The organism is Bradyrhizobium sp. USDA 241 (assembly GCF_049739505.1).
GTDB lineage: Bacteria > Pseudomonadota > Alphaproteobacteria > Rhizobiales > Xanthobacteraceae > Bradyrhizobium > Bradyrhizobium liaoningense.
The window spans coordinates 403,512-428,202 of record NZ_JBMGPZ010000002.1; the positions used below are offsets into that span (position 1 = coordinate 403,512).

Below are 24,691 nucleotides of genomic sequence, written 5' to 3' on the forward strand. Positions count from 1 at the left end.
AACAATGGCCGACTATCGCACCATCAAGGCTGAGCCGCTTACCAACGTCGTCCGTGCCATCGTCAAGGCGGGCGGGTCTACGGACCGCGAGGCCGAGCTCGTCTCCACCAATCTGGTCGAGGCCAATCTTAGAGGGCATGACTCGCACGGTGTCGGCATGATCCCGCGCTATGTCCAGAGCGTCACCACAGGCGGCCTCGCCTTGAACCAGCACGTCAAGATCGTGCTCGACACCGGTCCGCTTCTCACCCTCGACGGCCTCACCGGCTACGGCCAGGTGATGGGCTATGAGGCGATGGAGCTGGGCGCCGAGCGCGCCAAGCGCAACGGCGTGTGTCTCGTCGGCCTCTCGAACTCGCACCATATCGGCCGCATCGGCCACTGGGCCGAGCAATGCATCGACCACGGGCTGGTCTCGATCCATTTCGTCAACGTGATCTCGCGCCCGATCGTGGCGCCCTGGGGCGGCAGCGATGCGCGCCACGGCACCAACCCGTTCTGCGTCGGCATCCCGCGCAGGGGCAAGGCCCCGATTGTGCTCGACTTCGCCACCAGCAGGATCGCGCAGGGCAAGACCCGCGTCGCCCACAACAAGGGCGTCGAACTCGAGCCCGGCACCATCATCGACAATGAAGGCAAGCCGACCACCAACCCGCGCTACACCGTGATCCCGCCGCACGGCGCCATCCTGCCGTTCGGCGAGCACAAGGGTTCGGGGCTCGCGCTGGTGTGCGAAATCCTCGGCGGCGCGCTCTCCGGGGGGCAGGTGGTCAAGGGCCCATCCGACGGCAAGTACAACGTCCTCAACGGCATGCTCTCGATCATCATCGACCCGGGCAAGCTCGGCACCGGCGAGAACCTCGCGAGCGAAGTCGAAAGTTTCGTCGCCTGGCACACCGCCTCGCCGCCCGCCCCCGGCGTCGACAAGGTGAAGATCGCCGGCGATCCCGAGCGCGAGACCAAGAAGAAGCGGCTCGCGGAAGGCGTTCCGGTCGATCCGACCACCTGGCAGGAGATTCTCGAAGCCGGGAAGAAGTTCGGCCTGGATCAGGCCGCGATCGAGAAGATCGCGGGCTGAACGGACCCCTCACCCGTCTTCGGTGCTTCGCATCGAAGCCACCCTCTCCCACAAGGGAAGAGGGTGAAGCACCGCCTCAATCCACCATCTCCGCGACCGCCTTACCGCAGGCGGTCGTGTCGGCGTTGCCGCCGAGGTCCTTGGTGCGGAGCGTGCGTTCGGCCAGCGTGCGCTCGATCGCATCGACGATCGATCTTCCTGCTTTCTTTTCGCCGAGATGCTCGAACATCATGGCGCCCGACCAGATCATGCCGATCGGGTTGGCGATGCCCTGGCCAGCGATATCGGGCGCCGAGCCGTGCACCGGCTCGAACACCGAGGGGAAATCGCCGTCGGGATTGATGTTGCCTGATGGTGCGATGCCGATCGTGCCGGTGCAGGCCGGGCCGAGATCGGAGAGGATGTCGCCGAACAGATTCGAGCCGACCACGACGTCGAACCAGTCCGGATGCAGCACGAAGTTCGCCGTCAGGATGTCGATGTGGTACTTGTCCCACTTCACGCCCGGAAACTTCTTGGCCATCGCCTCCACGCGCTCGTCCCAATAGGGCATGGTGATGGAGATGCCGTTGGACTTCGTCGCCGAGGTCAAATGTTTCTTCGGCCGCGACTGCGCGAGCTCGAAGGCGAATTTCAGGATGCGATCGACGCCGGTGCGGGTCATCACCGTCTGCTGGGTCACGAACTCGCGGTCGGTGTCGGGGAACATGCGGCCGCCGACGGAGGAGTATTCGCCTTCCGTGTTCTCGCGCACCACCCAAAAATCGATGTCGCCGGGCTTACGGCCCGCCAGCGGCGACGGCACGCCGGGCATCAGCCGCACCGGGCGAAGGTTCACGTACTGGTCGAACTCGCGGCGGAATTTGATCAGCGAGCCCCACAACGAGACGTGATCCGGGATCTTGGCCGGCCAGCCGACCGCGCCGAAATAGATCGCATCGTGCTTGCCGATCTTCTCCTTCCAGTCATCGGGCATCATCTGGCCGTGCTTCTCGTAATAGTCCCAGGACGAGAAGTCGAAATGGTCGAAATGCACGGAGACGCCATGCTTCTTCGCCGCCGCCTCCAGAACGCGCAGGCCCTCCGGCATGACTTCCTTGCCGATGCCGTCGCCGGGAATGACCGCGATCCGGTATTGCTTCTTGCTCATCGAGAACGTCCTTGGTTGGTCCGGCAGCCGCCGCGTTTTGATCGCACTGCAATGGACCAAAGTCGCGGACGGTGCAACGCTGCACTGCAATGTTGACCATGGCGCGGCCGAGCGCCTACTGGTTTGATCCTGTTCCTATCCTGCGAGTACTCCCATGGATCTGCATCTGCGTGGCAAGCGCGTCCTGATCACCGGCGCGTCCAAGGGCATTGGCGCAGCCGCCGCCGAGGCGTTTGCCGAGGAAGGCGCGCATCTCCTGCTCGCCGCCCGCAGTGGCGAGGCGCTGAAGGCGCTGGCCGACCGCCTGCGCTCCGCACACCAGATCGACGCCACAACAAGCATCGTCGATCTGCGCAAGGAGGAGGACGTGGCGCGGCTGGCGAAAGAAGCCGCCGACATCGACGTGCTCGTCAACAATGCCGGCGACATCCCCGGCGGCTCGATCGACAAGATCGACGAGGCGACCTGGCGGCACGCCTGGGAATTGAAAGTGTTCGGCTACATCAACCTGACGCGGCACATCTATGCGCAGATGAAGGCGAAGGGCGGCGGCGTCATCGTCAATGACATCGGCGCGGCCGGCGAAAAATTCGACGCTAACTACATCTGCGGCAGCGCCGGCAACGCCGCGCTGATGGCGTTCACGCGCGCGCTCGGCGGCAAGAGCCTCGCCGACAACATCCGCGTCGTCGGCATCAATCCCGGTCCCGTCGGCACCGATCGCCACGTCACCCTGCTCAAGACGCGGGCAAAGCACCAGTTCGGCGACGAGAGCCGCTACAAGGAATTCCAGAAGAGCCTGCCGCTTGGCCGCCCCGCGCATGCGCGCGAGATCGGCGACCTCATGGCGTTCCTGGCGTCGGATCGCTCTGGCTACACGTCGGGCGTGATATATACGGTGGACGGCGGCATCAGCGCGGGATGGGGCTAACTCCATCCTCGTCATTGCGAGCGCAGCGAAGCAATCCAGGAATGCATCCGCGGTGAGAGTCTGGATTGCTTCGCTGCGCTCGCAATGACGAAACCAAGAATGGGCACAGGAGTAAGATAATTGTCTCAAGACCTGATCCGCGAAACAGCATGCGCCGTCGTCGACAAGCTGCGGTCCGGCGACGTCTCGCCGCTCGAGCTCCTGGATGTGCTGGAGAAGCGCATCAAGGAGGTCGACGGCAAGGTCAACGCGCTGCCGACGCAGTGCTTCGATCGCGCGCGAACCAATGCGAAAGCACTGATGCAGAAGCCGGCCGGCGCGCGCGGGCTGCTCGCAGGGCTGCCGGTGCCGATCAAGGATCTCACCGACGTCGCGGGCGTGTTGAACACGCAGGGCTCGCCGATTTTCAAGGACAACATCCCCGCGAAGTCCGACCTCATGGTCGAGAACCTCGAGGCGAACGGCGCGGTGGTCTACGCCAAATCCAACACGCCGGAATTCGGCGCCGGCGCCAACACCTTCAACGAGGTGTTCGGTGCGACGCTCAATCCCTGGGATACGACGAAATCGGCAGCGGGTTCCTCCGGCGGCGCGGCCGTGGCGCTCGCAACCGGCATGGCCTGGCTCGCGCAGGGCTCCGACATGGGCGGGTCCTTGCGCAACCCGGCGGCTTTCTGCGGCGTCGTCGGCATGCGGCCGAGCATCGGCCGTGTCGCGCATACCCCCAAGTCAGGTATCGATCGCAATCTCGGCGTGGTCGGCCCGATGGCGCGCAACGTCGAGGATCTCGCGCTGCTGCTGGACGCCATGAGCGGCGACTATGCGGACGATCCGCTGTCGCTGCCGGCGCCGACGACCTCGTTCCTTTCGGCGGCACAGGCAGGCAAGAAGCCGAAGCGCATCGCCTATTCACCCGACCTTGGCATCACGCCGGTCGATCCAGAAGTGAAGGAGATCACGCGCAAGGCCGCGGAGCGCTTCGCGGAAGCCGGCGCGATCGTGGAGGAGGCGCATCCGGACTGGCGCGAGGCGCATGAATGCTTCCACGTGCTGCGCGCGTTCGATTTCGCGATCACCAAGGCCAACCTGCTGCGCACCAAACGCGACATGCTCAAGCCCGAGGTGATCTGGAACATCGAGGAAGGCCTCAAGCTCACCGTCGATCAGCTCGCGCGCGCCGAGGCGCAGCGCGTCGGCATGACTGCGCGGGCGGTCGAGTTCTTCAAGACCTACGATCTCCTGCTGGTGCCGACGACGATCGTGCCGCCCTTCCCGATCGAACACCGCTATGTCGCCGAATGCGCCGGCAAGAGATTCGACAATTACGTCGAGTGGCTCGGCATCGTCTACGCCATCACGCTCGCCTGCTGTCCTGCGCTCTCGCTGCCGTGCGGCTTCACGGCGTCGGGCCTGCCGGTCGGCGTGCAAGTCGTCGGCGCACCGCGGGCCGACGCCCAGGTGATCGCCGGCGCGAAGGTGCTGGAGGATATTCTGGGCTTGCGCGGCACGACCCCGATCGATCCGAAGGTGAAGAACTGACACATACCTGATGACGACGCCGCCTCGCATCGCCCTCATCCACGCCCTCAAGCACTCCATCGCCCCGATCGAGGCGGCGTTCGCGACGGCGTGGCCTGAGGCGCGGCTGATGAACCTGCTCGACGACAGCCTGTCTGCGGATCTGGCGCGTGACGGCGCGCTCACCGATGCCATGACCGAGCGCTTCCTCGCGCTGGGCGATTACGCAGCGGCGACGGGAGCGGATGGAATCCTGTTCACTTGTTCCGCGTTCGGCCCCTGCATCGAGGCGGTCGCGCGCGCACATGCGTCGATGCCGGTGCTGAAGCCGAACGAGGCCATGATCGAACGTGCCATAACCATGGGTGAGCGCATCGGCCTGCTCTCGACCTTTCCGCCGACGCTGGCCTCGATGCCACCCGAGTTCCCTGCCTCCGTCCAGATCGTGCCGAAACTGGCCGAGGGCGCGCTGGCCGCGCTCGATCGCGGCGACCGTGCCACGCACGACCGGCTGATCGCGGAAGCATCTCGCGATTTGCGCGACTGCGACGTCATCGCGCTCGCGCAATTCAGCATCGCCGCGACTGCGCCGCTGGTTGCGGAGGCCACTGGCCGCCCGGTCGTGACGACGCCGGACAGTGCCGTCGACAAGCTGATGAGGCTGCTGAAGGCGAAGGCTTAGGCGCCGGCCTTTGTCCGGCGCCGCGCATCCTTGATCGCGACCGAGAGCGCAGCCTTCGTCTCGTTGACGAAATCCTCGACCAATTCCTCGCGCGTGGCATGCGCCGCCTCGCCGGTGAACAGGCCCTGCTCGGCCAGCATCACCACCCCATGCAGCGCGGCCCAGATCTTGAGCGCCTGCCGCTCGCGCAAGTAGCCGACCGCCGGGGCCTCCAGCGCCTCGATCACGAGCGCAAAGGTCTCCCGCGTCGCCTCGTGCAGCTCGCTGCCCTTGGCCGCGCAGGACACGGTGCGCGAGGCGAACATCAAGCGGTAGATACCGTTACGGCGCAGACCGAAATCGAGCGTCGCTTGCGCGAGTCGCGAGAGCTTCGACTGCTTCGACGGCTCCGCCATCGCCTCGCGCAGAACCGCTGTGAGTTGCCGGAACGCCTCCGCCGTGACCGCCGCGAGCAGCGCCTCACGGTCGACGAAATGCCGGTATGGCGCCGGCTGCGAAACACCGAGCTGCCTGGCAAGCGCCTTGATGCTGATCGCCTCGGCGCCGCCCTGTTCCGCTTCGCGCAATGCGGCCTTGATCAAGGCGTCGCGGAGATCGCCATGGTGATAGGTCTTCTCGGATTTGCGAGCGAATTGTGAACGCATGTTGAGTCGAAGCCTATGAGTTTGCGCTTGACAGGGGAAGCCCGCCGCGAATGTAATAGGATATAACTTAGAACAATCCCAGATGAGGAACGCGCCGCCCTTCGGGCCCCGCGCGCGCACGACCGAGGAAGCCGCAATGTCAGAGCGACTAAGGGTTCACGTCGATCCGGAGAAATGCCAGGGCCACGCCCGCTGCAAGGCCCTCGCGCCGGAGCTTTTCGAGCTCGACGAATATGGCAACGCGCACGAAGCCGGCGACGGCGCGGTCCCGCCGGGGCTCGAGGACAAGCCTGGCTTGCGAAAGCCAACTGCCCGGAAATCGCAATCGATGTGATCGAGGAGTAGCGCGGCCAGCTGCAGCGAACACGAGCCGAGGGATTCCCTGCCATGACCGACGTCAACCAGCCCGCCGCCCATCCGCCCGTGACCGACTGGGTCCATGATTTCGACCACACCGATCCGCAATGGACGGAGGACCCGTTCCCGATCTGGGACGAACTGCGCGCCGCGAGTCCCGTGGTGCACACGAAACGCTTCCTCGGCTGCTACCTGCCGACGACCTATGAAGCCGTGCGCGAGATCGCCAACGACACCGAGCACTTCTCCTCACGCCGCATCATCGTCCGCGATGTGCGCCCCGAAGTCGCGAGGAACGCGGCACCGCCGATCACCTCGGCCCCGCCCGAGCACAAGCCGGCCAAGCAATTGCTGCTGCCGCCTTTCACGCCGGACGCGATGAAGAAGCTCGAACCGCGGGTTCGCGCCATCTGCAACGAACTGATCGACGAGTTTATCGCCGACGGCAAGGTCGACGCTGCCGCACGCTACAGCAAATACATCCCGGTTCGGGCGATCGCGCACATGCTCGGCATTCCCGAGAACGACAGCGATCTCTTCATCAACTGGATTCACATGATCCTCGAGCTCGGCATCAAGGACGAGAGCAAGCTGCTCCAGGCCGTGCAGGAGATGACGGGCTATTTCAGCGGCCACATCGAATGCGCGCAAGAACAAGCCCAGCGACGACCTGATCTCCTATCTGATGAACGCCAGGGACAAGCAAGGCAACCCGCTCGAGGACTCCCACGTGCTGGGCTCGCTGCGCCTGCTGCTGATCGCCGGCATCGACACCACCTGGAGCGCGATCGGCTCCTCGCTCTGGCATCTTGCGAAGACGCCGGCCGACCGCGAGCGGCTGATCGCCGAGCCCGGGCTGATCCCGACCGCGGTGGAGGAGCTGCTGCGCGCCTATTCGCCGGTGACGATGGCGCGCGAGGTGGTCAAGGAAACCACGGTCTCGGGTTGTCCGGTGAAGCCCGGCAACATGGTGCTGCTGTCGTTCCCGGCCGCTAACCGTGACCCCAAGATGTTTCCAAATGCTGACAAAGTCGTGATCGACCGCCGCGAGAACCGCCACGCCGCCTTCGGCCTCGGTATCCATCGCTGCGTCGGTTCCAACCTTGCGCGAATGGAGATGCAGGTTGCGCTGGAGGAATGGCTGAAGCGGATTCCAGACTTCCGGCTCGATCCGGCAGGCACCGTGACTTGGTCACAGGGCACGGTGAGAGGCCCCCGGCAGTTGCCATTTTTGCTGGGAAAGGCGATGTAGGCCTTCCCCAGACGAAGGAAGCGGAAGGCCGGACGTGACAGAGCAAGCAATCCAACCGGCCTCCGAGACTTTTGACGTCGCCGACGCCGAGCGGCGGATCAAGGCGATCTTCATCGGCTCCATCGGCAATCTCGTCGAGTGGTACGATTTCTACGCCTATACGGCGTTCGCGCTCTACTTCGCACCCGCGTTCTTCCCTGGTAACGACCCCGTCGTCCAGCAATTGAACGTCGCCGTCGTATTCGCGGCGACCTTCCTGATGCGGCCTCTGGGCGGGTGGTTTTTCGGCTATCTCGCTGACCATTTCGGCCGCCGCATTTCGCTCACTCTGTCCGTCGTCTTCATGTGCTTCGGCTCGCTGATCATCGCGCTGACGCCGACCTATGCCACGATCGGCTTCGCCGCGCCGGTGATCCTCGCGCTCGCCCGCGTCATCGAGGGCCTGAGCCTCGGCGGCGAATATGGCGCCAGCGCCACATATCTCAGCGAGGTCGCCGACCCCAAGCATCGCGGCTTCTATTCCAGCTTCCAGTACGTCACGCTGATCGGAGGCCAGCTCACCGCGATCATCGTGCTGCTGCTCCTGCAGAAGGTCTTCCTGACACCGGAAGAGCTGAAGGCCTGGGGCTGGCGCATCCCCTTCGCGATCGGCGCGCTGCTAGCGATCTTCGCCGCGGTGATGCGGCGCGGCCTGCACGAGACCGAGGCGTTCGAGGAGGCCAGGAAAGTGGTGAAGCCGACCGGCTCGATCACCAATCTGCTGCGCTATCCGCGCGAGCTCTTGCTGGTCGTCGGCCTCACCGCCGGCGGCACGGCGGCGTTCTACACTTTCACCACCTACATGCAGACCTTCGTCAAGCTTTCGGTCGGGCTGACCGAGGACCAGACCACCTTCGTGATCTTCGGCACACTGATTTTCGCGACCATCCTCCAGCCGATCTATGGCGCGATCTCCGACAAGATCGGCCGCAAGCCGCTGCTGATTTTCTTCGGCGTCGCCGGCACGCTCGCGACCGTTCCGTTGCTGATGGCGCTGAAGGAGACGAAATCGCCCTTCATGGCGTTCATCCTGATCTGCGCCGCCTGGCTGTTCGTCGCCGGCTACACCTCGATCAACGCCGTGGTGAAGGCTGAATTGTTCCCGACCAACGTCCGCGCCCTCGGCGTCGGCCTGCCCTATGCCATCACGGTCTCGATCTTCGGCGGCACGGCGCCGGCGATTGCGCTCTATTTCAAAAGCATCGGGCACGAGGAATGGTTTTATTTCTATCTAAGTGGCATCATCTGCCTGTCGCTGATCATCTATTCAACCATGCGCGACACCAAGCGCGCCTCCGCAATGCATCGGCACGAGTAGGCCATGACCGACGAGACGCCATCCGACAGCAAGCTGACGCGCACCAAGGAGAAGTGGGCGCGCGAGGGCCGGTTCCTCACCGGCAAGATCACGCGTCCGGAAGATCAGCGCCTGCCGCCCGGTCAGCACCTCACCAAGGACTGGCCGGTGCTCGATCTGGGCGTCGTACCGCCGGTCTCGCGCGAGCGCTGGCGGCTCGACGTCTACGGCGCGATCGAAACTCCCGTGTTCTGGACCTTCGACGAGTTCATTGCACAGAAGCAGGCGCGGTTCACCTCCGATATCCACTGCGTGACGACCTGGTCGCGCTACGACAATGAATGGGAGGGACTCGCGACGCGCGAGCTGCTCGCGGCCTGCCAGCCGCGCGAGGATGCGCGCTTCGTCGTGTTGCATTCCTATGACGGCTACACCACCAACCTCCCACTGGAAGACTTCGCCGCTGAGGACGCGCTGCTCGCCCATAGCTGGTCGGGCCAGCCCCTGAGCGAGGAACATGGCGGCCCGGTGCGGCTGGTGGTGCCGCATCTGTATTTCTGGAAGAGCGCCAAATGGCTCCAGGCCATCGAATTCCTGACCGAGGACGCGCCGGGCTTCTGGGAAGTCCGCGGCTATCATAACCGCGGCGATCCCTGGGCCGAACAACGCTATTCGGGCGATTAGGTTCAAGCAAGGACGAGGGAAGCCCATGCCGACCGAACGCTTCCAATTCACCGGAGAAGGCGGTCATCAGCTCTCGGCCGCGCTGGAGCTGCCTGACGGCGAGGCTGCGGCTTTCGCGCTGTTCGCGCATTGCTTCACCTGCGGCAAGGACGCGCTGGCGGCCAAGCGCATTGCGGTCGCGCTCGCCGCCAAAGGCATTGCGGTGCTGCGGTTCGACTTCACCGGGCTCGGCTCCAGCGAGGGCGATTTCGCCAATACGACGTTCTCCTCCAACGTCGCCGATCTCGTGCGCGCGGCCGATCACCTGCGCAGCATCCGCAAGGCGCCGTCAGTCCTGATCGGCCACAGTCTCGGCGGTGCCGCGATCCTCGCGGCAGCAGGACAGATCCCCGAAGCCAGGGCGGTCGTGGCCATCGCGGCGCCGTCCGATCCCGCCCACGTCACCGGTCTGTTCAAGGAGCATATCGACAAGATCCGCACCGAGGGCGAGGTCGAAGTCTCGCTCGCGGGACGTCCGTTCCGGATCAGGCGTGAATTCCTCGACGACATCGCCGAGCGCGAGCTGATGAAGGACGTCACCGGCCTGCACAAGGCGCTGCTGGTGATGCATTCGCCTGTCGACGACACCGTCGGCATCGACAATGCGACGAAGATCTTCGTTGCGGCGAAGCATCCCAAGAGCTTCATCTCGCTCGATCATGCCGATCATCTGCTGACGAAGCCTGCCGACGCGCTTTACGCGGCCGACGTGATCGCGGCCTGGGCGAGCCGTTACATTGACACAGAAAAGCCCGCAAAAGCGATGGATCTAGCCGAGGACCCGCGAAAGGTCGTGGTGCAGGAGACCCGCAAGAGCAAGTTCAACCAGATCATCACCGTCGGGCCGCATCGTCTGGTGGCTGACGAGCCGGTCACGGCCGGCGGCGCAGATGCGGGGCCCGGCCCGTATGACTTCCTGCTCGCCGGCCTCGGCGCCTGCACCTCCATGACCATGCGCCTCTATGCCGACCGCAAGTCACTGCCGCTCGAGCGCGTGACCGTCACGCTGAAGCATTCCAAGATTTACGCAAAAGACTGCGAAGAATGCGAGACCCGCGACGGCATGCTCGACCAGATCGAACGCGACATCACGATGGATGGCGCCCTCGATGCCGAGCAACGCAAGAAGCTGATGGAGATCGCCGACAAGTGCCCGGTGCACCGGACGCTGACGTCGGAGATCCGCATCGTGACGAAGGCGGTTGACTAGGCGCTTCAGGTTGTTGTTTAAGCATGATCTCTTCGGAAAACCGCTGCGCACTTTTCCGGATGATGCTTTAGAAGCACGATGCCATCGTCCGCACGGCCGTGCTGATCTCGCTCTCGCGCCACGCCGCGAAGGCTAGCAGCAGGCCGCGATCGCGGGGCCGGCCAACCGCCAGGCTCGACAGGGCGCGCGTCTCGACCCCCGCCGCAACCAGCCGCTTCACCGCCGCCTGATCAGTGCGACCGCGCTCGAGTCGGGCAACGAGTTGGATGCCTCCAGGAGGCACTTCGACCGAGAGCATCCCGCCGAGCTGTCGCTCCAGTTGCTCGACGAGGTGATCGCGGCGCGCGTGATAGAGCCGGCGCATCCGGCGCAGATGTGCGAGGAAATGCCCATCGGCGATGAACTCGGAGAGTGCTTCCTGGATGTGACTCGAAGCGATCAGTCCGATATGCCGCTGCGCGATCTCCAGGATGCTGGCCAGTGCCGGCGGCGCGACGAGATAGCCGAGCCGGATATCCGGCGTCATCGCCTTCGAGAAGGTGCCGACATAGAACACGCGGCCATGGGCATCGAGCCCCTGCAAGGCCGGCACCGGCCGGCTGTCATAGTGGAATTCGCCGTCGTAGTCGTCCTCCACGATCCAGGTCTTGCCGGGCCTGCTCAGGCCGAGAAACTCGGCGCGGCGGGCCAGCGACATCAGCCGCCCCGTCGGATGCTGATGCGAGGGCGTCATGAAGATCAGTTTTGGCGCCGCAAGGCCCGGCATCCGTTGCATACCCTGCCCGTCCAGTCCGATACCGGTCACGCGCGCGCCGGACGCCCGGAAGGCGGCCGCAGCACCGGGATAACCGGGATCCTCGACCCAGACCTCATCGCCGGGCGTGATGATGGTCGCGGCAATCAAGATCAACGCAGCCTGCGCACTCGGCAGGATCATGATCTGGTCTGCGGCGGCCCGGACACCCCGGCTGGTCGCCAGATAATCCGCGAGCACTTCGCGCAGGCGCGTCCGGTTGAGCGGGCCGAGCTCGCGCCTGGCTGCACGCAGGGCACCGCGACGCAAGCAACGCGCCCAGACCTCGTCCGGAAACTCTCTGAAATCGCCATGCCCCGGGCGCAACGGCCTCAGTGATCCCTGATAGGACATCGGCCAGTCGGTCTGCTTGAGATTCGAGGCCCAGGGCGAAAGTCGCGGCTTTCGGGAGCGTCCAGGCGCCGCAGCGGCACCCGCTCCTAGACGATCTCCGCCACCATCGACCGTGACCACCGGACGGCGGCCGTGCGATGCCGCAACATATCCCTCGGCGGCAAGCTGTTCGTACGCATAAGTGACGGTGTTGCGGGAGACGCCGAGATCGCTCGCGAGCCGACGGCTCGACGGCAGCGTACGGCCTTTCCCGAGGCGGCCACTCGCGATCAGGTCTCTAAGCTGGCTCGTCAGCTGCGTCACCAGCCCCGCGTCGTCCGTCCGTTTCAAGTCGATCAGAGCGGAGATCACCTCTTCCGAAACTGGCATCTCATTATTCTCCGATCTGGCGCTTTTTCAGGTGCCAGCGGCGATGCTATCCGCGAACCGGACTGCTTCAAGGACTCCGAGATGAACTCACTTTCACCCCGCGCGGCCGTCGGTCTGTTCCTCATCGTCGTGGTGGCCTGGGGTGTGAACTGGTCGGTGACGAAGCAACTCGTGGAATTCGTCTCGCCGCTGTGGACCGCCGCGATCCGGAGTTGGATCGCTCTGGTCAGCCTCATCGTGATCCTCGGACTGAGCAAGAATCTGGTGATCCCGGAACGACGCGATATACCCGTCATCCTCAGCGTCGCGCTGCTGCACATGACGCTATTCTCGATCCTCGTCGCGGCGGGTCTACGCTTCCTGCCGGCGAGCAAGGGCGTCGTGCTCGGCTACACCACGCCGCTCTGGGTCGCACTCGCCGCGCCCATCCTCGGACAGGGCACGCTGACCGCGCCGACGCTTGCCGGCGCCCTGCTCGGGCTGATCGGGCTAGTCGTCATCCTGAATCCGTCCTCGATCGACTGGACCAATGCAGGCGTCTTGCTCGGCGCCGGCATGGTCATCCTGGCCGCGATCTCCTGGGCCGCGAACATCATCTATATCCGCGCGCATCGCTGGATCGCTTCTCCGCTCCAGCTCCTGCTCTGGCAGGTGCTCGTGGCCACGGCCGTGCTGTCGACACTGGCGATGATCATCGACGGGCTGCCGCAAGTCGAGTGGTCATGGAGGCTCGTGTCGCTCTTCCTGTACTCGGGCCTGATCGGGACGGCGCTGGCCTATTGGGCGATGTCGACGGTCAACAAGAGCATCTCGGCGCTGACCACGTCGCTCGGGACCACCGCGACGCCGCTCGTCGGCATCGCCAGTGCCGCGATCGTGCTGGGTGAGCCGATCGACGCGAGCCTTGCCATCGCGGCCGGACTGATCGTCAGCGGCATCGGCCTTGCGACGCTCGGCGACCGACTGCTGCGCGGTCAGGCCACCGCGAGGGGTTGAACCCGCAGCGCACCGCGCAGGCCCGCCGTCGTGCCGAGCAGGATGCCGGCGAGCGCCACGAACGACCCCAGCGCGAGCGTCGAGACGCCAGTCAGCCCCTGCCCGATCGAGCAGCCGAGCGCCATCACACCGCCGATACCCATCAGCGCCGCGCCGCTGCCTGAGCGCAGCATGTGACGCGGTGAGGAATAGCCTTCGAGCTTGAACCGGCCCGTCGCGAGCGCCGTCACCAGACTGCCGGCGAAGACGCCGGCCACCGTCGCGATGCCGAAATTCAACGTAAGACCGGTCGAGAGCATGGCGTATTGCAGGCTATCGGCGATCGGCGCGATGAAGGTGAGCGAGGTGACGGGGACGGGGTTGAAGTCGTCAGCGCCGAGACAGCCGGTGACGTACCAGCAGCCGGCGACGAGCAGGCCCACGACGAGACCTGCCGCGATCTGACCCGGCGAACGGCGAAACGCTGGGTGCGCGAAGGCAAACAGCATCAGCGCGACGACCGTCGCGGCGGCGGCAAGCGCGCGCGAAAGCGATTCCGTGAGACCGAGCATTGCCAGCACGGACGGCAGCGAATTTGCGCTGACGGTCGTTTGCGAGGCCTGGACCAGCGCGATACGCGCTGGCGCGATCAGGCCCTTCAGCGTCATCTGCGCGGCGATGGCCAGCACGATCACGACGACGAAGGAGCGGAGATTGCCGCGGCCGAGCAGCACCAGCGCCCGCGACCCGCAGCCATTCGACAGCACCATGCCGTAGCCGAACAGCAGGCCGCCGAGGAAGAGCACAGGCACTGAGAATGACTGCTGCAGGTAGATCGACCTGCCGAGATCGACCATGCCGTTGCCGGCAAGGAACTGGCTCGCAGCGATCGCAACGGCGATCGCCAGCGCATAGCTCCGCACCAGCCGCCCGTCCCCCTCCGCCAGAAAGCCGCGCATGCTGCTCATCAGGCAGAAACCGCTGAGCAAGCCGACGGCGCCGTAGACGAGCCCGATGACGAGACCGGCGAGGATGACGAATTGGGCGGATTCCATCGACTGTTCTCAGATCTCTCGACGTCCGTCATTGCGAGCGCAGCGAAGCAATCCAGAAATGCATCCGCGGAGACAGGCTGGATTGCTTCGCTGCGCTCGCAATGACGATTTGCTACGGCTTCAGGATGACCCGGTCGCGCGAGGAGCCGGCGACGGCGACATAGGCTTCCTTGGCGCGCTCGAGCGGATAGATCGCATTCGCCCCGATCGGAAACGGCTTCAGATGGCCGCTGGCGAAGCCGGGACCGAGGTCGCGCAGCACCGCGCCTGTGGCGACCGACGACAGGCCCAGCGTGTCGATGCCGACATAGGTGTGCTGGCCGCGATAAAATTCGAGGATGTTGAACTGCACGATGCGGTCGATCGCGGCGATCAGGATCTGGCGGCCGCGCAGCGCAAGCGATTTGTGCGCGGCCTGGAAGTAGGGATCGCCGACGGTGTTGAAGACGATGTCGGCGCCCTTCCCGCCGGTCAATTCGCGCACACGCGTGGCAACGTCAATGGCAGAGGCGTCGATCACCTCGACCGGCGCGCTGCTATGCCCCTCATAGGCTTCCGTCCTGCGCACCACGCCGATGACGCGCGCACCCTGCCAGGTCGCGATCTGAACCGCGGCCTGTCCGACCTTGCCGTTGACGCCGAACACCAGCACGGTCTCGCCGCTCTTCGGCACGCCCGCGCGGCGAAAGCCTTCCATCGCGGTGACGAAGGGCACGCCGATGCCGGCGGCCTCCTCCCAGGACACGGTCTTCGGTTTCTCAACGACGGCATCAGCCTCGACCACGAGATGGGAGGCATGGGTGCCGTCACGACGGATACCGAGATCGCCGGAGGAGCCGAACACTTCGCGCCGACCGTACCCGCCGGCCCGTCGATCACCACGCCAGCGTAGTCGCGGCCGGGGGTCCGGGGAAACACGGCATAGGGCATCAGCCCGGTCGCGGCCTTGACGTCGGATGGATTGACGGCCGCGGCTTTCACCTCGACCAGCAGATCGTTCGGACCGCGCTCGAGTGTCAGGCGCTCCACGACTGGCGCAAGCGCGGCAGCGTTTTCAGCCTTTGAGGCAAGGCGCACGCAGCGCGCTTCGACGGTTTTGGCATCGGCTGTCGACATGAAAAGACCCGCGATTTCTCGCGGGCCTTGTCGCCTCTGGGCGCGGTCAAGTCAATCCATCCAGTCAGTCCTTGGGGCGCTTGTCGTAGAGCCGCCTGGCCTTGCCGAGGGAACGTTCCAGCGTGGCGGGCGCAACCACCTGCACCCTGGAGCTGATCCCGATCGTGTTCTTGATGTGGGTCGAGACGCGGTCAGCGTGGTCGAGCAGACCACGGCCGTCCCAGCTCTCGGGCCGCGCCTCCGCAATGATCGTCAGTTCGTCCATGCGGCCTTCACGAGTCAGTTCCAGGATGAAGTGCCCGCCGCACCAGTCGGTCGCGAGCAGCACTTCCTCGATCTGGGTCGGAAACAGATTGACGCCGCGCAGGATGATCATGTCGTCGGAGCGCCCCGTCACCTTCTCCATCCGCCGCATGCCGGGCCGCGCCGTGCCCGGCAGCAGTCGCGTCAAATCGCGGGTGCGATAGCGGATCACCGGAAAGGCTTCCTTGGTGAGCGAGGTGAAGACGAGCTCGCCCTTCTCCCCGTCCGGCAGCACCGCGCCGGTTTCGGGGTCGATCACCTCGGGATAGAAATGGTCCTCCCAGATGTGCAGGCCGTCCTTGGTCTCGATGCATTCCTGCGCGACGCCGGGGCCAATCACCTCGGAGAGGCCATAGATGTCGGTCGCGTCCATGTCGAAGGCGTCCTCGATCTCGCCGCGCATCGCATTAGTCCAGGGCTCGGCGCCGAAGATGCCGACCTTGAGCGAACTCTGGCGCGGGTCGAGCTTCTGGCGCTTGAACTCGTCGAGAATCGCCAGCATGTAGCTGGGCGTCACCGTGATGATGTCAGGGCGGAAGTCGTTGATGAGCTGCACCTGCCGCTCGGTCATGCCGCCGGAGATCGGCACCACGGTGCAGCCGAGCTTCTCGGCGCCGTAGTGCACACCCAACCCGCCGGTGAAGAGGCCGTAGCCGTAGGCATTGTGGATGATCATGCCGGTGCGCCCGCCGGCGGCGCGGATCGATCGCGCCATCACCTCCGACCATGTGTCGATATCGCGCCGGGTGTAACCAACGACGATCGGTTTGCCCGTGGTGCCGGAGGAGGCATGCACGCGCACCAGCTTTTCGCGCGGCACGGCGAACATGTTGAAGGGATAGTTGTCGCGCAGGTCAGTCTTCGCCGTGAACGGAAACTTTGCGAGATCGGACAGCTCGCGAAAGTCGGACGGATGTACGCCGGCCTTGTCGAAGGCCTTGCGATAGTGCGCGACGTTATCGTAGGCGTGCTTCAGCGACCAGGCCAGCCGCTGCTTCTGCAGCGCCATGATCTCGTCGCGAGAGGCGCGCTCATGTGCGTCCATCTCGGCGCTATAGCCACTGGCACCTTCCTTGAGCCTCGTCAGAGCCATCCTCGTTTCCCCACATTGGTTTGTTCTTTTCTTTGGTCTTATTGATCTTGCGCCGGCAGCCACGTGCCGGGAATGACGCGAGAATGTCCGCGGAATTCCGCGATGACGGTGTCGCCCGCGGTCACGCGCACGTCGTAGATGCCGGAACGGCCGCCACGAGTTATCTCCCGCGCCGTCGCAACGAGACGGTCGCCGAGCTTGCCCGGCTTGATGAAGGTGATCTGTCCTTGCGCCGCGACAACGCGCTCGTTGTGCGAGTTGCAGGCGAACGCGAAGGCGGAGTCGGCGAGGGTGAAGATGAAGCCGCCATGGGCGATGCGCTGGCCGTTGACCATGTCCGACCGCACCGTCATCGCAAGCGTTGCGAAGCCCGGGCCGATCTCGACGATCTCCATCCCGAGCCCCTTGGACGCATCGTCCTCGGCCCACATCGCGTCAGCGCAGGCGCGGGCAATATCCTCGGGCGACAGGGCGGCTTTGACGTTCACGCGCTTCTCCGGGCCAGATGCTCGCACATGATGTTCTGCTGGTTGGCTCAAGCTGTCAAATAATGCGACGCATTTGCATTCATGGGGTCTGATCTGCCCGATCAGACATGGTCATAATCGACCACGACACGCTCGGACGATGGTTTTGCCTGGCAGGTCAAGACGAAGCCGGCTTTGAACTCCCACGGTTCCAGCGAATAGTTGATGTCCATCGGCGCCTCACCCTCGACCAGCTTGGCGCGGCAAGTCGAGCACATCCCGCCCTTGCAGGCGAACGGCAGATCGACGCCGGCGCGCAGGGCGGCGTCGAGGATCGCTTCGTCCTCGGCGACCGGCACGTCGCGACGCTTGCCGTCGATGATCAGCGAGGCGATCGCCTTCGGCGGCGCGTCGGGCGCAACCGCCTTCTTCGGCCGCGGCTTGCCGCCGAATTCGGAGACGAAGCGCTCGACGTGGATGCGTTCGTCCGCGATGCCGAGATCGCGGCAGGTTGCCTCGATCTCCTCGCTCATGCCAAGGGGACCGCAGATGAAGACGTGATCGACGCTCCCCGCCGGCACCAGCGAGCGCAGCAGCACCCTCACCTTGCTGCCGTCGAGCCGGCCATGCAGGATCGGGATGTCCTGCTCCTCGCCGGAGATGACGTGGAAGAGCGAGAGGCGATCGATGAAGCGATCCTTCAGCTCCTCGAGCGCTTCGAGAAACATGATGTTGTCGGTGGTACGGTTGCCGTAGAACAGGAAGAAGCGACTGTCCGGCTCGCGGGCAAGCACACCCTTCACGATCGACAGGATCGGCGTGATGCCGGAGCCGGCGGCAAAGCCGACATGGATGCGCGGGCTATCTGCCGCGGGGACCACGCCGAAGCGGCCGGTCGGCGTCATCACGTCGAGCTCATCGCCGCTTTTCAGCTCGTCCGCCGCCCAGCTCGAGAACGCGCCGCCGTCAACCTTCTTCACGGCGATGCGGATCTCGCCGTCGTCGGGGCCGGAGCAGATCGAATAGGAGCGGCGTATCTCTTCGCCATCCAGCATGGTACGGAGCGTGAGATACTGGCCGGGCGTGAAGGCGTAATCGCCGGCGAGTTCGCCGGGGATGGCGAAGGTCATCGAGACGGCGTCGGACGCCTCGCGGCGGAGGTCGTTGACGGTCAGGAGATGGAAGCGCGGTGCGGCTGCGGACATGGTCAATGACACTTGAAATAATCGAAGGGTTCGCGGCAGGCCTTGCAGCGCCACAGCGCCTTGCAGGACGTAGAGCCGAACTCGGACAACAGCTCTGTCCTGTCGGAGCCGCATTGCGGACACGCGACGGCCTGCTCGCCGAACAACGTGCGGCGCGAGTTCGAAGCCTGCGGCGGCGCAATGCCGTAGGCGCTCAGCTTGCGGCGCCCCTCCTCGCTCATCCAGTCCGTCGTCCAGGCCGGTGACAGAACGGTCCGCACCCTGGGATGATGAAAGCCGGCGCGCTCCAGCGCGACCTCGATTTCGAACGCGATCATGTTCATGGCCGGGCAGCCCGAATAGGTCGGTGTGATCGCAACCTCGACATGATCGCCGTCGACTATGACGTCGCGGAGAACGCCGAGATCGGCGATGGTCAGCACCGGGATTTCCGGATCGACCACGCTGGCCGCAGCGTTCCAGGCGCGTTGACGCAACTCGCTATCGCGCTCCAGCACGCTCACCATGTCAACCCCGGAAAGGTGCGTTGCATCGACTGCAGCTCCGACAGGAGGTGGCCGAGATGCTCGCTGTGCCGGCCGGAACGACCACCTTGCTGCATCCAGTCGTTCCGCGGCAGCGCAAGCGTCGCCTCACTGACGACATCGGACAGGGTCGTCAACCAGCGGCCGCGCAAGTTCGCGGGATCAACAGCGATACCGGCCTGGATCAGGGCGCGTTCGCTATCGTCGACAGCGAACATCTCGCCGGTAAAGGCCCAGAGATGATCGATCGCTCCTTGAACACGCGCGTGGCTCTCATCCGTGCCGTCCCCGAGCCTGATGATCCATTCCGAGGCGTGGCGCAGGTGATATGCGCTCTCCTTCTCCGACTTGGCGGCAATGGCGGCAAGCGTCGTGTCGCGCGAGCTCATCATGGCACGCCAGTAAAGGTCGGCGAAGGCGGAATAGAAGAACTGCCTCACCAGCGTCTGGGCAAAGTCGCCGTTCGGCTGCTCGACCAGCAGCAGATTGCGGTACTGCCGAACGTCGCGCAAGTAAGCGAATTTGTCCTCGTCATTGTCCTTGCCTTCGACCTTCGCAGCGTAGCTGTAGAGCTCGCGTGCCTGACCAATGAGGTCGAGCGCGATGTTGGAAAGTGCCATGTCCTCTTCCAGCATCGGCGCGTGCCCGCACCATTCCGACAGCCGGTGGCCGAGGATCAGCGCATCGTCGGCGCGGCGCAGCGTATAGAGCACCAGCGGTGTTTCGGAGACCTGGATGTTGGCCACGGCCATCACATGTGCCCTACTTCTTCCGGCACCTCGTAGAAGGTCGGATGCCGGTAGATCTTCGACTCCGCCGGCTCGAACATCATGCCCTTCTCGGCGGGATCGCTCGCGGTGATCGCGCTTGACGGCACGACCCAGATCGACAGGCCCTCGCCGCGGCGGGTGTAGATGTCGCGGGCGGCTTGCAGGGCCATGGTCGCGTCGCTGGCATGCAGCGATCCCACGTGCTTGTGCGCGAGTCCGTTGCGGCTGCGAATGAAGACTTCCCACAGCGGCGTATTCGGCGTGGCCATATTGATCTCCCTATTCGGCAGCTTGCGCGGTCTGACGCCGCGCGCGCTTGGCGGCATAGGCGGCTGCCGCCTCGCGCACCCAGGCGCCCTCCTCGTGTGCCTTGCGGCGCGCGGCCATGCGGTCGCGGTTGCAGGGGCCATTGCCGGCGAGCACCTGCTTGAATTCGGTCCAGTCGATCTCGCTGTAGCGCCAGTGTCCGTCCGCGTCCTGCGTCATGCCGGGATCGGGAATGGTGAGGCCGAGATATTGCGCCTGTGGTACGGTGGCATCGACGAACTTCTGGCGCAGTTCGTCATTGGAGAAGCGCTTGATCTTCCACCTCGTCGAGGTGTCGCTGTGCTGGCTCGCGACATCCGGCGGGCCGAACATCATCAGCACCGGCCACCACCAACGGTTCAGCGCGTCCTGCGCCATCGCCTTCTGCTCGTCCGAGCCGCGGCACAGCGTCACCATGATTTCGTAGCCCTGGCGCTGGTGGAACGACTCCTCCTTGCAAACGCGGATCATCGCGCGCGCATACGGGCCATAGGAGCAGCGGCACAGCGGGATCTGGTTCATGATCGCGGCGCCGTCGACCAGCCACCCGATTGTGCCGATGTCGGCCCAGGTCAGCGTCGGATAGTTGAAGATCGAGGAATACTTTGCCTTGCCGGCAAGCATGGCGTCGACCAGTTCCTCGCGCGAGGTGCCGAGCGTCTCGGCTGCGGCGTAAAGATAGAGCCCGTGGCCGCACTCATCCTGTACCTTGGCGAGCAGCGCGGCCTTGCGGCGCAACGCCGGCGCACGGGTGATCCAGTTGCCTTCGGGCAGCATGCCGACGATTTCGGAATGGGCGTGCTGGGAGATTTGGCGGGTGAGCGTCTTGCGGTAGGCCGCCGGCATCCAGTCGTTCGGCTCGATGCGTTCCTCTGCATCGATGCGGGCCTGGAACTGCGCAGCCTTGGCCGCGTCTTCGAGACCGCGATCGTCGGTCTCGGCCGTGTTCAGCGCCTGGGTATACATGCGCATCCTCCCGATTTATTGGGAGTAAATATATAACAGAAATTACATCATGCAAGATATTTCTGTAACATAAAAGATCAAGTATCGAACCTCCGTTCCAGCAGCTTCCGGGCCGCCGGCAACGCCGCCCCCTTCTCGTTGATTCCATGGCCATCGAGCCATAGTTCCGATGGAGCGAGGAGCGCGCGATAGATCTCGCCGCAGAGCGCGCGGGCCGCCCTTCCCGGCCAATCCGCGGGCAACAGGCCTTCGGGCAGCAGCGGGTCGCGCAGCACGACACGGCGATAGTAGTGGATCAACAGGATACGCGCGGTGAAGGCGTCGGCCTCGGACAGATCCGTGCCGCGCGCGATCGCGGCACGGAGCGGCTCGAACGTCTTCATGAATTTCAAATAGGCATCCGCGGTGCGATCGAGCGGCCAGCTCGCGCTGAGCAGACGGCGCCCGCTGTCATCCTCTGCCGAGACTTCGAGACGGATGGCGCCGGCAGCCTCGTCCGGCACCGGCACGCCCGACGGCGCGACCCAGACGCCCGGCAGAGGGCTGCCGAAGCCGGCATTGCGCAGCGCCTCACGCGAGGCGTCGCGATCCTCGCCATTGCCGATCAGCAGCAGTTCGAAACGGCCGGTCCAGTCCGATGGCGGCGGATCGTAGATGTGGCGCGTGGCAGCTTCAAAAATCTGCCGACCCTTGTCGGCCAGGCGATAGAAACTGTTTCGCCCGACCTTCTCGCGTGTCAGCCAGCCGTCGGCAGCAAGCCGCGACATTGCGGTGCGGACCACGCCGCTGTCGATGTCCAGGCTTTCGAAGAATTCCAGCAGCGTCCCCAGCCACACCGAGCCGCCGCGCGGCACGATGGCATCGCCGAACACGGTGATGACGATGGAGCCGGTGCGCGACGGCTCGCGCTTGAGCTGGTCGATGATGCGGGAGAGCGGATGCGCCATGCGCGAGGCATAGCGCGTTTGATGCGGGCGCGACAATGGACGCGAGCACCAAATGCGAGAACCGGGCTCGATCCTTCGAGACGGCGCTTCGCGCCTCCTCAGAGTGAGGTCTACCCTCCTTTGCGCGGCGTCAGCAGCTGTCCCCCTCATGGTGAGGAGCGCGGCCGCACGTCTCGAACCATGCAAGCCCGCTTACCTGTGCGGATCGGGATAAACCACGCTGCGCCAGCCGCTGCGATCAAATGGGCGCCACTGGCCCTCCTTCTGCGCGAGCCGGTCGGCCACGGCATAGACGACGGCAGGATGATGGCCCATGCCGCAATGGCTGCTCTCCACCTCGATGCTCTCGGTCTGTGCGCCCGTTTTCTCCATGCAGCCCTGCCAGGCGCAGACACCGTCGGTGCGGCTGAAGATAGCGGTGGTCGGCACCGGCGGCGGAGCGGCAAGCTCTCCCCCGAAACGCGGATCGACCTCATCGGCCTTGTGCCCGCTGGCCCATTCGTAGACGCGCCAGGCATTGGTCGATCGCGGATCGCCGGCGAAGGGACTGCCGAGCGTGATCACCTGGCGCACCCGCTCCGGCATCATCTTGGCGAGCTGGCGGGCATAGAGACCGCCGAGGCTCCAGCCGACCAGGCTGATCCTGCGGCCGTGCTTGTCGCTGAGCTCCTGGACCAGATCGACCATGGCGTCCTGCACGCCCTCGCGCAGGCCGTAATTGCGACCCTGACGCCAACCGCTCACCGCATAACCCTTGCTCGTCAAGAACGTGCGCAGCGCGCGCGTCGACGCATCGGAAGCCACGAGGCCCGGCAGCACCAGCACCGGATGTCCATCGCCGCGCGGCGCAAGGCTCAGGAGCGGCAGCGCGCCTAGGAATGCGCCGAACTCGTGGAGCGCCCGCCCCTCCAGAAACATCAGGGTACGGGACGGCGGACGCAGCGTCTGGGCAGTTGCGGTCATCGATGTTTCCCCCTGGGAGACTTCCTGGAAAGGACGCCGGCTGCGGAGCCGGCAAATTGGCATGAATTCCAATGCACCGGCTTCTCGAACGTTCCGCAGCGCAACATGAATCAGCTAGGTGGCCGGTTCCAGACATTCAAGCGGGAGAGATGCGCGGCGGCAATAGGCCCGCGCGGTAATGCTGACGGCCGTGACGCGAAAGTCACAGCAATCGAAGCAGGAATTCTGCGGAGTAGAGCGCGAGACCGGCGAGACCGCCGATCAGCGAACCATTGAAGCGGATGTATTGCAGGTCGCGCCCGATGTTGATTTCGATCAGCGTAATCAGCTGCGTCATATTCCACGCCTTGACCTGATCGGAGATGAAGGTGGAGACGCCCTTCTTCTGGTCGGCAACGAAGCTGCGCAGTACCGCTACAAGGCCCTTGTTGATCTCACCGCGCAGCTCAGCATCGCCGGCGAGCGCCTCGCCGGCCGCGACGAACATGCCGGCGAGATGATGCTGCAGCACCTGCGTCTCGCCGCTCGCGCTGCGCTCGATGAAGGAGCGCGTGTTGGCCCAGACGGTGCGGGCGAGTTCGGCAAGCTCGGGACGCGCGAGCAGATCGCGCTTCAAGCCGTCGATGCGATCGACATAGGCCTGATCGGTGCCGAGCCGATCGACGAAGCTCAGCACCATGCGATCGAACTCGCCGCGGAACGGATGCTTGGGATCGCTGCGCACCTCGTTGAAGAAAGCGGTGGCTGAGGCCACGATCTTGTTCACCAGAAACTTGTCGGCGCGATAGAGCCTGAGCAGGGTCGGCAACTCCGCGCGCACTTTCTCGCGGATCATCGCCATCGTTTCCTTCTGGTTCAGCGTGTCGTGCATCACGCGCAGGAGATCGTCGAACAGGATCTGGTGCCGCCCCTCCGCCACGAAGCCGCGCAGCGTGCCGGCCGCGAGCGGCGCAAGGTCGATCGCCTGGAGCTGCGAGGACAGGCGGCGGATGATGAAGGTCATCAGGCCAGAGCTTTCCGTGGCGGAAACGGCCTCCGGCAACAGGCGCAGCGCAAAGCGCGCGAGGTCGTCGCTGCGCTTGCGGTCACGCAGCCAGTCCGCGACGAAGGAGCCGAAATCGATCTCCTTCAGCTTGGCCTCGACGGGACCCGCCTCGAGAAAATGCACCTGGATGAATTCGCCGAGCTTGTCGGCGATGCGGGCCTGATTGCTCTGAATGATCGCCGTGTGCGGGATCGGCAGGCCGAGCGGCCGCTTGAACAGCGCGACCACCGCATACCAATCGGCAAGACCACCGATGGTCGCCGCTTCCGCGAAGGCTGCAACGAAGCCGAACACGGGATGCACCGGAAGAAGCCATTTCGCGACGATGAAGAGCAGAAGCGTCGCGGCCAGCACCAGCGTCGCCAGCGTTTTCACGCGGCGCAGCTCGGCCGCGCGTTCGGCATCGCCGGGGGTATCGAAGGAGAAGGTGGCGGGTGGAGTCATTGTGAATTGGAGACTACGTCATTCCGGGGCGATGCGAAGCATCGAACCCGGAATGACGGTGGATGTGCTTACGGCAGCTCAAACAAAAGGCCCGCCGAAGCGGGCCTCAAATTCA

At 64.8% G+C, this 24,691-nt stretch carries 22 protein-coding genes and 3 pseudogenes; 10 read left to right on the top strand and 15 right to left on the bottom strand.

What is annotated here, in order from left to right; all coding sequences use genetic code 11:
* Positions 1 to 4: 4 nt before the first annotated feature.
* On the top strand, positions 5 to 1,078 hold the full coding sequence (locus ABIF91_RS02740; RefSeq protein ID WP_028178363.1) for a malate/lactate/ureidoglycolate dehydrogenase: 1,074 nt from the start codon (positions 5 to 7) through the stop codon (positions 1,076 to 1,078).
* A gap of 76 nt (positions 1,079 to 1,154) precedes the next feature.
* Here the strand turns inward: ABIF91_RS02740 and ABIF91_RS02745 are convergent, their stop codons facing one another.
* Positions 1,155 to 2,228: a tartrate dehydrogenase gene (locus tag ABIF91_RS02745; protein WP_424578745.1), complete on the bottom strand. Its 1,074-nt coding sequence runs from the start codon at positions 2,226 to 2,228 to the stop codon at positions 1,155 to 1,157.
* A 154-nt stretch (positions 2,229 to 2,382) separates the two neighbouring features.
* Here ABIF91_RS02745 and ABIF91_RS02750 point away from each other — a divergent pair, with 154 nt between their 5' ends.
* The 3 genes from ABIF91_RS02750 (at position 2,383) to ABIF91_RS02760 (ending at position 5,359) form a co-directional block, all read left to right on the top strand.
* On the top strand, positions 2,383 to 3,159 hold the full coding sequence (locus ABIF91_RS02750) for an SDR family oxidoreductase (RefSeq protein WP_028178365.1): 777 nt from the start codon (positions 2,383 to 2,385) through the stop codon (positions 3,157 to 3,159).
* A gap of 120 nt (positions 3,160 to 3,279) precedes the next feature.
* Positions 3,280 to 4,698, top strand: a complete 1,419-nt coding sequence (locus ABIF91_RS02755) for an amidase (RefSeq protein WP_028178366.1) — start codon at positions 3,280 to 3,282, stop codon at positions 4,696 to 4,698.
* A 10-nt stretch (positions 4,699 to 4,708) separates the two neighbouring features.
* Entirely contained in the window at positions 4,709 to 5,359 is a 651-nt protein-coding gene (locus ABIF91_RS02760; RefSeq protein WP_028178367.1) for an aspartate/glutamate racemase family protein, read from the top strand.
* Here ABIF91_RS02760 and ABIF91_RS02765 read toward each other — a convergent pair.
* Positions 5,356 to 6,003: a TetR/AcrR family transcriptional regulator gene (locus tag ABIF91_RS02765; protein WP_028178368.1), complete on the bottom strand. Its 648-nt coding sequence runs from the start codon at positions 6,001 to 6,003 to the stop codon at positions 5,356 to 5,358. The genes ABIF91_RS02760 and ABIF91_RS02765 overlap by 4 nt on opposite strands.
* 136 nt (positions 6,004 to 6,139) lie before the next feature.
* Between ABIF91_RS02765 and ABIF91_RS02770 the strand changes: the two are divergent.
* The 5 genes and pseudogenes from ABIF91_RS02770 (at position 6,140) to ABIF91_RS02790 (ending at position 10,881) form a co-directional block, all read left to right on the top strand.
* A pseudogene (locus ABIF91_RS02770) lies at positions 6,140 to 6,348 on the top strand (ferredoxin).
* Between the two features lie 42 nt (positions 6,349 to 6,390).
* Positions 6,391 to 7,612, top strand: a pseudogene (locus tag ABIF91_RS02775) (cytochrome P450).
* 34 nt (positions 7,613 to 7,646) lie between these two features.
* On the top strand, positions 7,647 to 8,969 hold the full coding sequence (locus ABIF91_RS02780) for an MFS transporter (protein WP_028178371.1): 1,323 nt from the start codon (positions 7,647 to 7,649) through the stop codon (positions 8,967 to 8,969).
* A 3-nt stretch (positions 8,970 to 8,972) separates the two neighbouring features.
* Positions 8,973 to 9,632: a sulfite oxidase-like oxidoreductase gene (locus ABIF91_RS02785; protein ID WP_028178372.1), complete on the top strand. Its 660-nt coding sequence runs from the start codon at positions 8,973 to 8,975 to the stop codon at positions 9,630 to 9,632.
* Between the two features lie 25 nt (positions 9,633 to 9,657).
* Positions 9,658 to 10,881 carry a bifunctional alpha/beta hydrolase/OsmC family protein gene (locus tag ABIF91_RS02790; RefSeq protein WP_028178373.1) on the top strand — a complete coding sequence of 408 codons (1,224 nt, stop codon included), beginning with the start codon at positions 9,658 to 9,660 and terminating at the stop codon, positions 10,879 to 10,881.
* A 67-nt stretch (positions 10,882 to 10,948) separates the two neighbouring features.
* On the opposite strand, the gene ABIF91_RS02795 is transcribed toward ABIF91_RS02790, so the two are convergent.
* Positions 10,949 to 12,397 (bottom strand): PLP-dependent aminotransferase family protein, encoded by a 1,449-nt coding sequence (locus ABIF91_RS02795; protein WP_284282170.1) that lies wholly within the window; start codon positions 12,395 to 12,397, stop codon positions 10,949 to 10,951.
* Between the two features lie 81 nt (positions 12,398 to 12,478).
* Here ABIF91_RS02795 and ABIF91_RS02800 point away from each other — a divergent pair, with 81 nt between their 5' ends.
* Entirely contained in the window at positions 12,479 to 13,393 is a 915-nt protein-coding gene (locus ABIF91_RS02800; protein WP_028178375.1) for a DMT family transporter, read from the top strand.
* Here the strand turns inward: ABIF91_RS02800 and ABIF91_RS02805 are convergent.
* The 12 genes and pseudogenes from ABIF91_RS02805 to ABIF91_RS02860 all read right to left on the bottom strand — a co-directional run bounded on the left by ABIF91_RS02805 (position 13,372) and on the right by ABIF91_RS02860 (position 24,576).
* The gene (locus ABIF91_RS02805) at positions 13,372 to 14,427 is read right to left on the bottom strand and encodes a YeeE/YedE family protein (RefSeq protein ID WP_028178376.1); all 1,056 of its coding nucleotides are present in this window, start codon (positions 14,425 to 14,427) and stop codon (positions 13,372 to 13,374) included. The two genes, ABIF91_RS02800 and ABIF91_RS02805, sit on opposite strands and share 22 nt — an antisense overlap.
* 112 nt (positions 14,428 to 14,539) lie before the next feature.
* Positions 14,540 to 15,543 (bottom strand): annotated as a pseudogene (locus tag ABIF91_RS02810) (quinone oxidoreductase family protein).
* 64 nt (positions 15,544 to 15,607) lie between these two features.
* Positions 15,608 to 16,939: a phenylacetate--CoA ligase PaaK gene (gene paaK / locus ABIF91_RS02815; protein WP_028178377.1), complete on the bottom strand. Its 1,332-nt coding sequence runs from the start codon at positions 16,937 to 16,939 to the stop codon at positions 15,608 to 15,610.
* Between the two features lie 38 nt (positions 16,940 to 16,977).
* Positions 16,978 to 17,427, bottom strand: coding sequence for a hydroxyphenylacetyl-CoA thioesterase PaaI (gene paaI / locus ABIF91_RS02820; protein WP_028178378.1), 450 nt, complete (start codon positions 17,425 to 17,427; stop codon positions 16,978 to 16,980).
* A gap of 101 nt (positions 17,428 to 17,528) precedes the next feature.
* Positions 17,529 to 18,611: a 1,2-phenylacetyl-CoA epoxidase subunit PaaE gene (gene paaE, locus ABIF91_RS02825; protein ID WP_028178379.1), complete on the bottom strand. Its 1,083-nt coding sequence runs from the start codon at positions 18,609 to 18,611 to the stop codon at positions 17,529 to 17,531.
* A 2-nt stretch (positions 18,612 to 18,613) separates the two neighbouring features.
* Positions 18,614 to 19,117 (bottom strand): 1,2-phenylacetyl-CoA epoxidase subunit PaaD, encoded by a 504-nt coding sequence (gene paaD, locus ABIF91_RS02830; RefSeq protein WP_028178380.1) that lies wholly within the window; start codon positions 19,115 to 19,117, stop codon positions 18,614 to 18,616.
* Positions 19,111 to 19,887 (bottom strand): 1,2-phenylacetyl-CoA epoxidase subunit PaaC, encoded by a 777-nt coding sequence (gene paaC, locus ABIF91_RS02835; protein WP_028178381.1) that lies wholly within the window; start codon positions 19,885 to 19,887, stop codon positions 19,111 to 19,113. Before paaC ends, paaD begins: the two co-directional genes overlap by 7 nt.
* Positions 19,887 to 20,174 (bottom strand): 1,2-phenylacetyl-CoA epoxidase subunit PaaB, encoded by a 288-nt coding sequence (gene paaB, locus ABIF91_RS02840; protein ID WP_015687593.1) that lies wholly within the window; start codon positions 20,172 to 20,174, stop codon positions 19,887 to 19,889. The genes paaC and paaB overlap by 1 nt, the downstream gene beginning before the upstream one ends.
* A 10-nt stretch (positions 20,175 to 20,184) precedes the next feature.
* Positions 20,185 to 21,177, bottom strand: a complete 993-nt coding sequence (gene paaA / locus ABIF91_RS02845) for a 1,2-phenylacetyl-CoA epoxidase subunit PaaA (protein WP_028178382.1) — start codon at positions 21,175 to 21,177, stop codon at positions 20,185 to 20,187.
* Positions 21,178 to 21,254: 77 nt separating this feature from the next.
* Positions 21,255 to 22,124 (bottom strand): phenylacetic acid degradation operon negative regulatory protein PaaX, encoded by an 870-nt coding sequence (gene paaX / locus ABIF91_RS02850; protein WP_028178383.1) that lies wholly within the window; start codon positions 22,122 to 22,124, stop codon positions 21,255 to 21,257.
* A gap of 192 nt (positions 22,125 to 22,316) precedes the next feature.
* The gene (locus tag ABIF91_RS02855; RefSeq protein WP_028178384.1) at positions 22,317 to 23,087 is read right to left on the bottom strand and encodes an esterase/lipase family protein; all 771 of its coding nucleotides are present in this window, start codon (positions 23,085 to 23,087) and stop codon (positions 22,317 to 22,319) included.
* A gap of 202 nt (positions 23,088 to 23,289) precedes the next feature.
* Positions 23,290 to 24,576: a DUF445 domain-containing protein gene (locus tag ABIF91_RS02860; protein ID WP_028178385.1), complete on the bottom strand. Its 1,287-nt coding sequence runs from the start codon at positions 24,574 to 24,576 to the stop codon at positions 23,290 to 23,292.
* Positions 24,577 to 24,691: the final 115 nt, after the last annotated feature.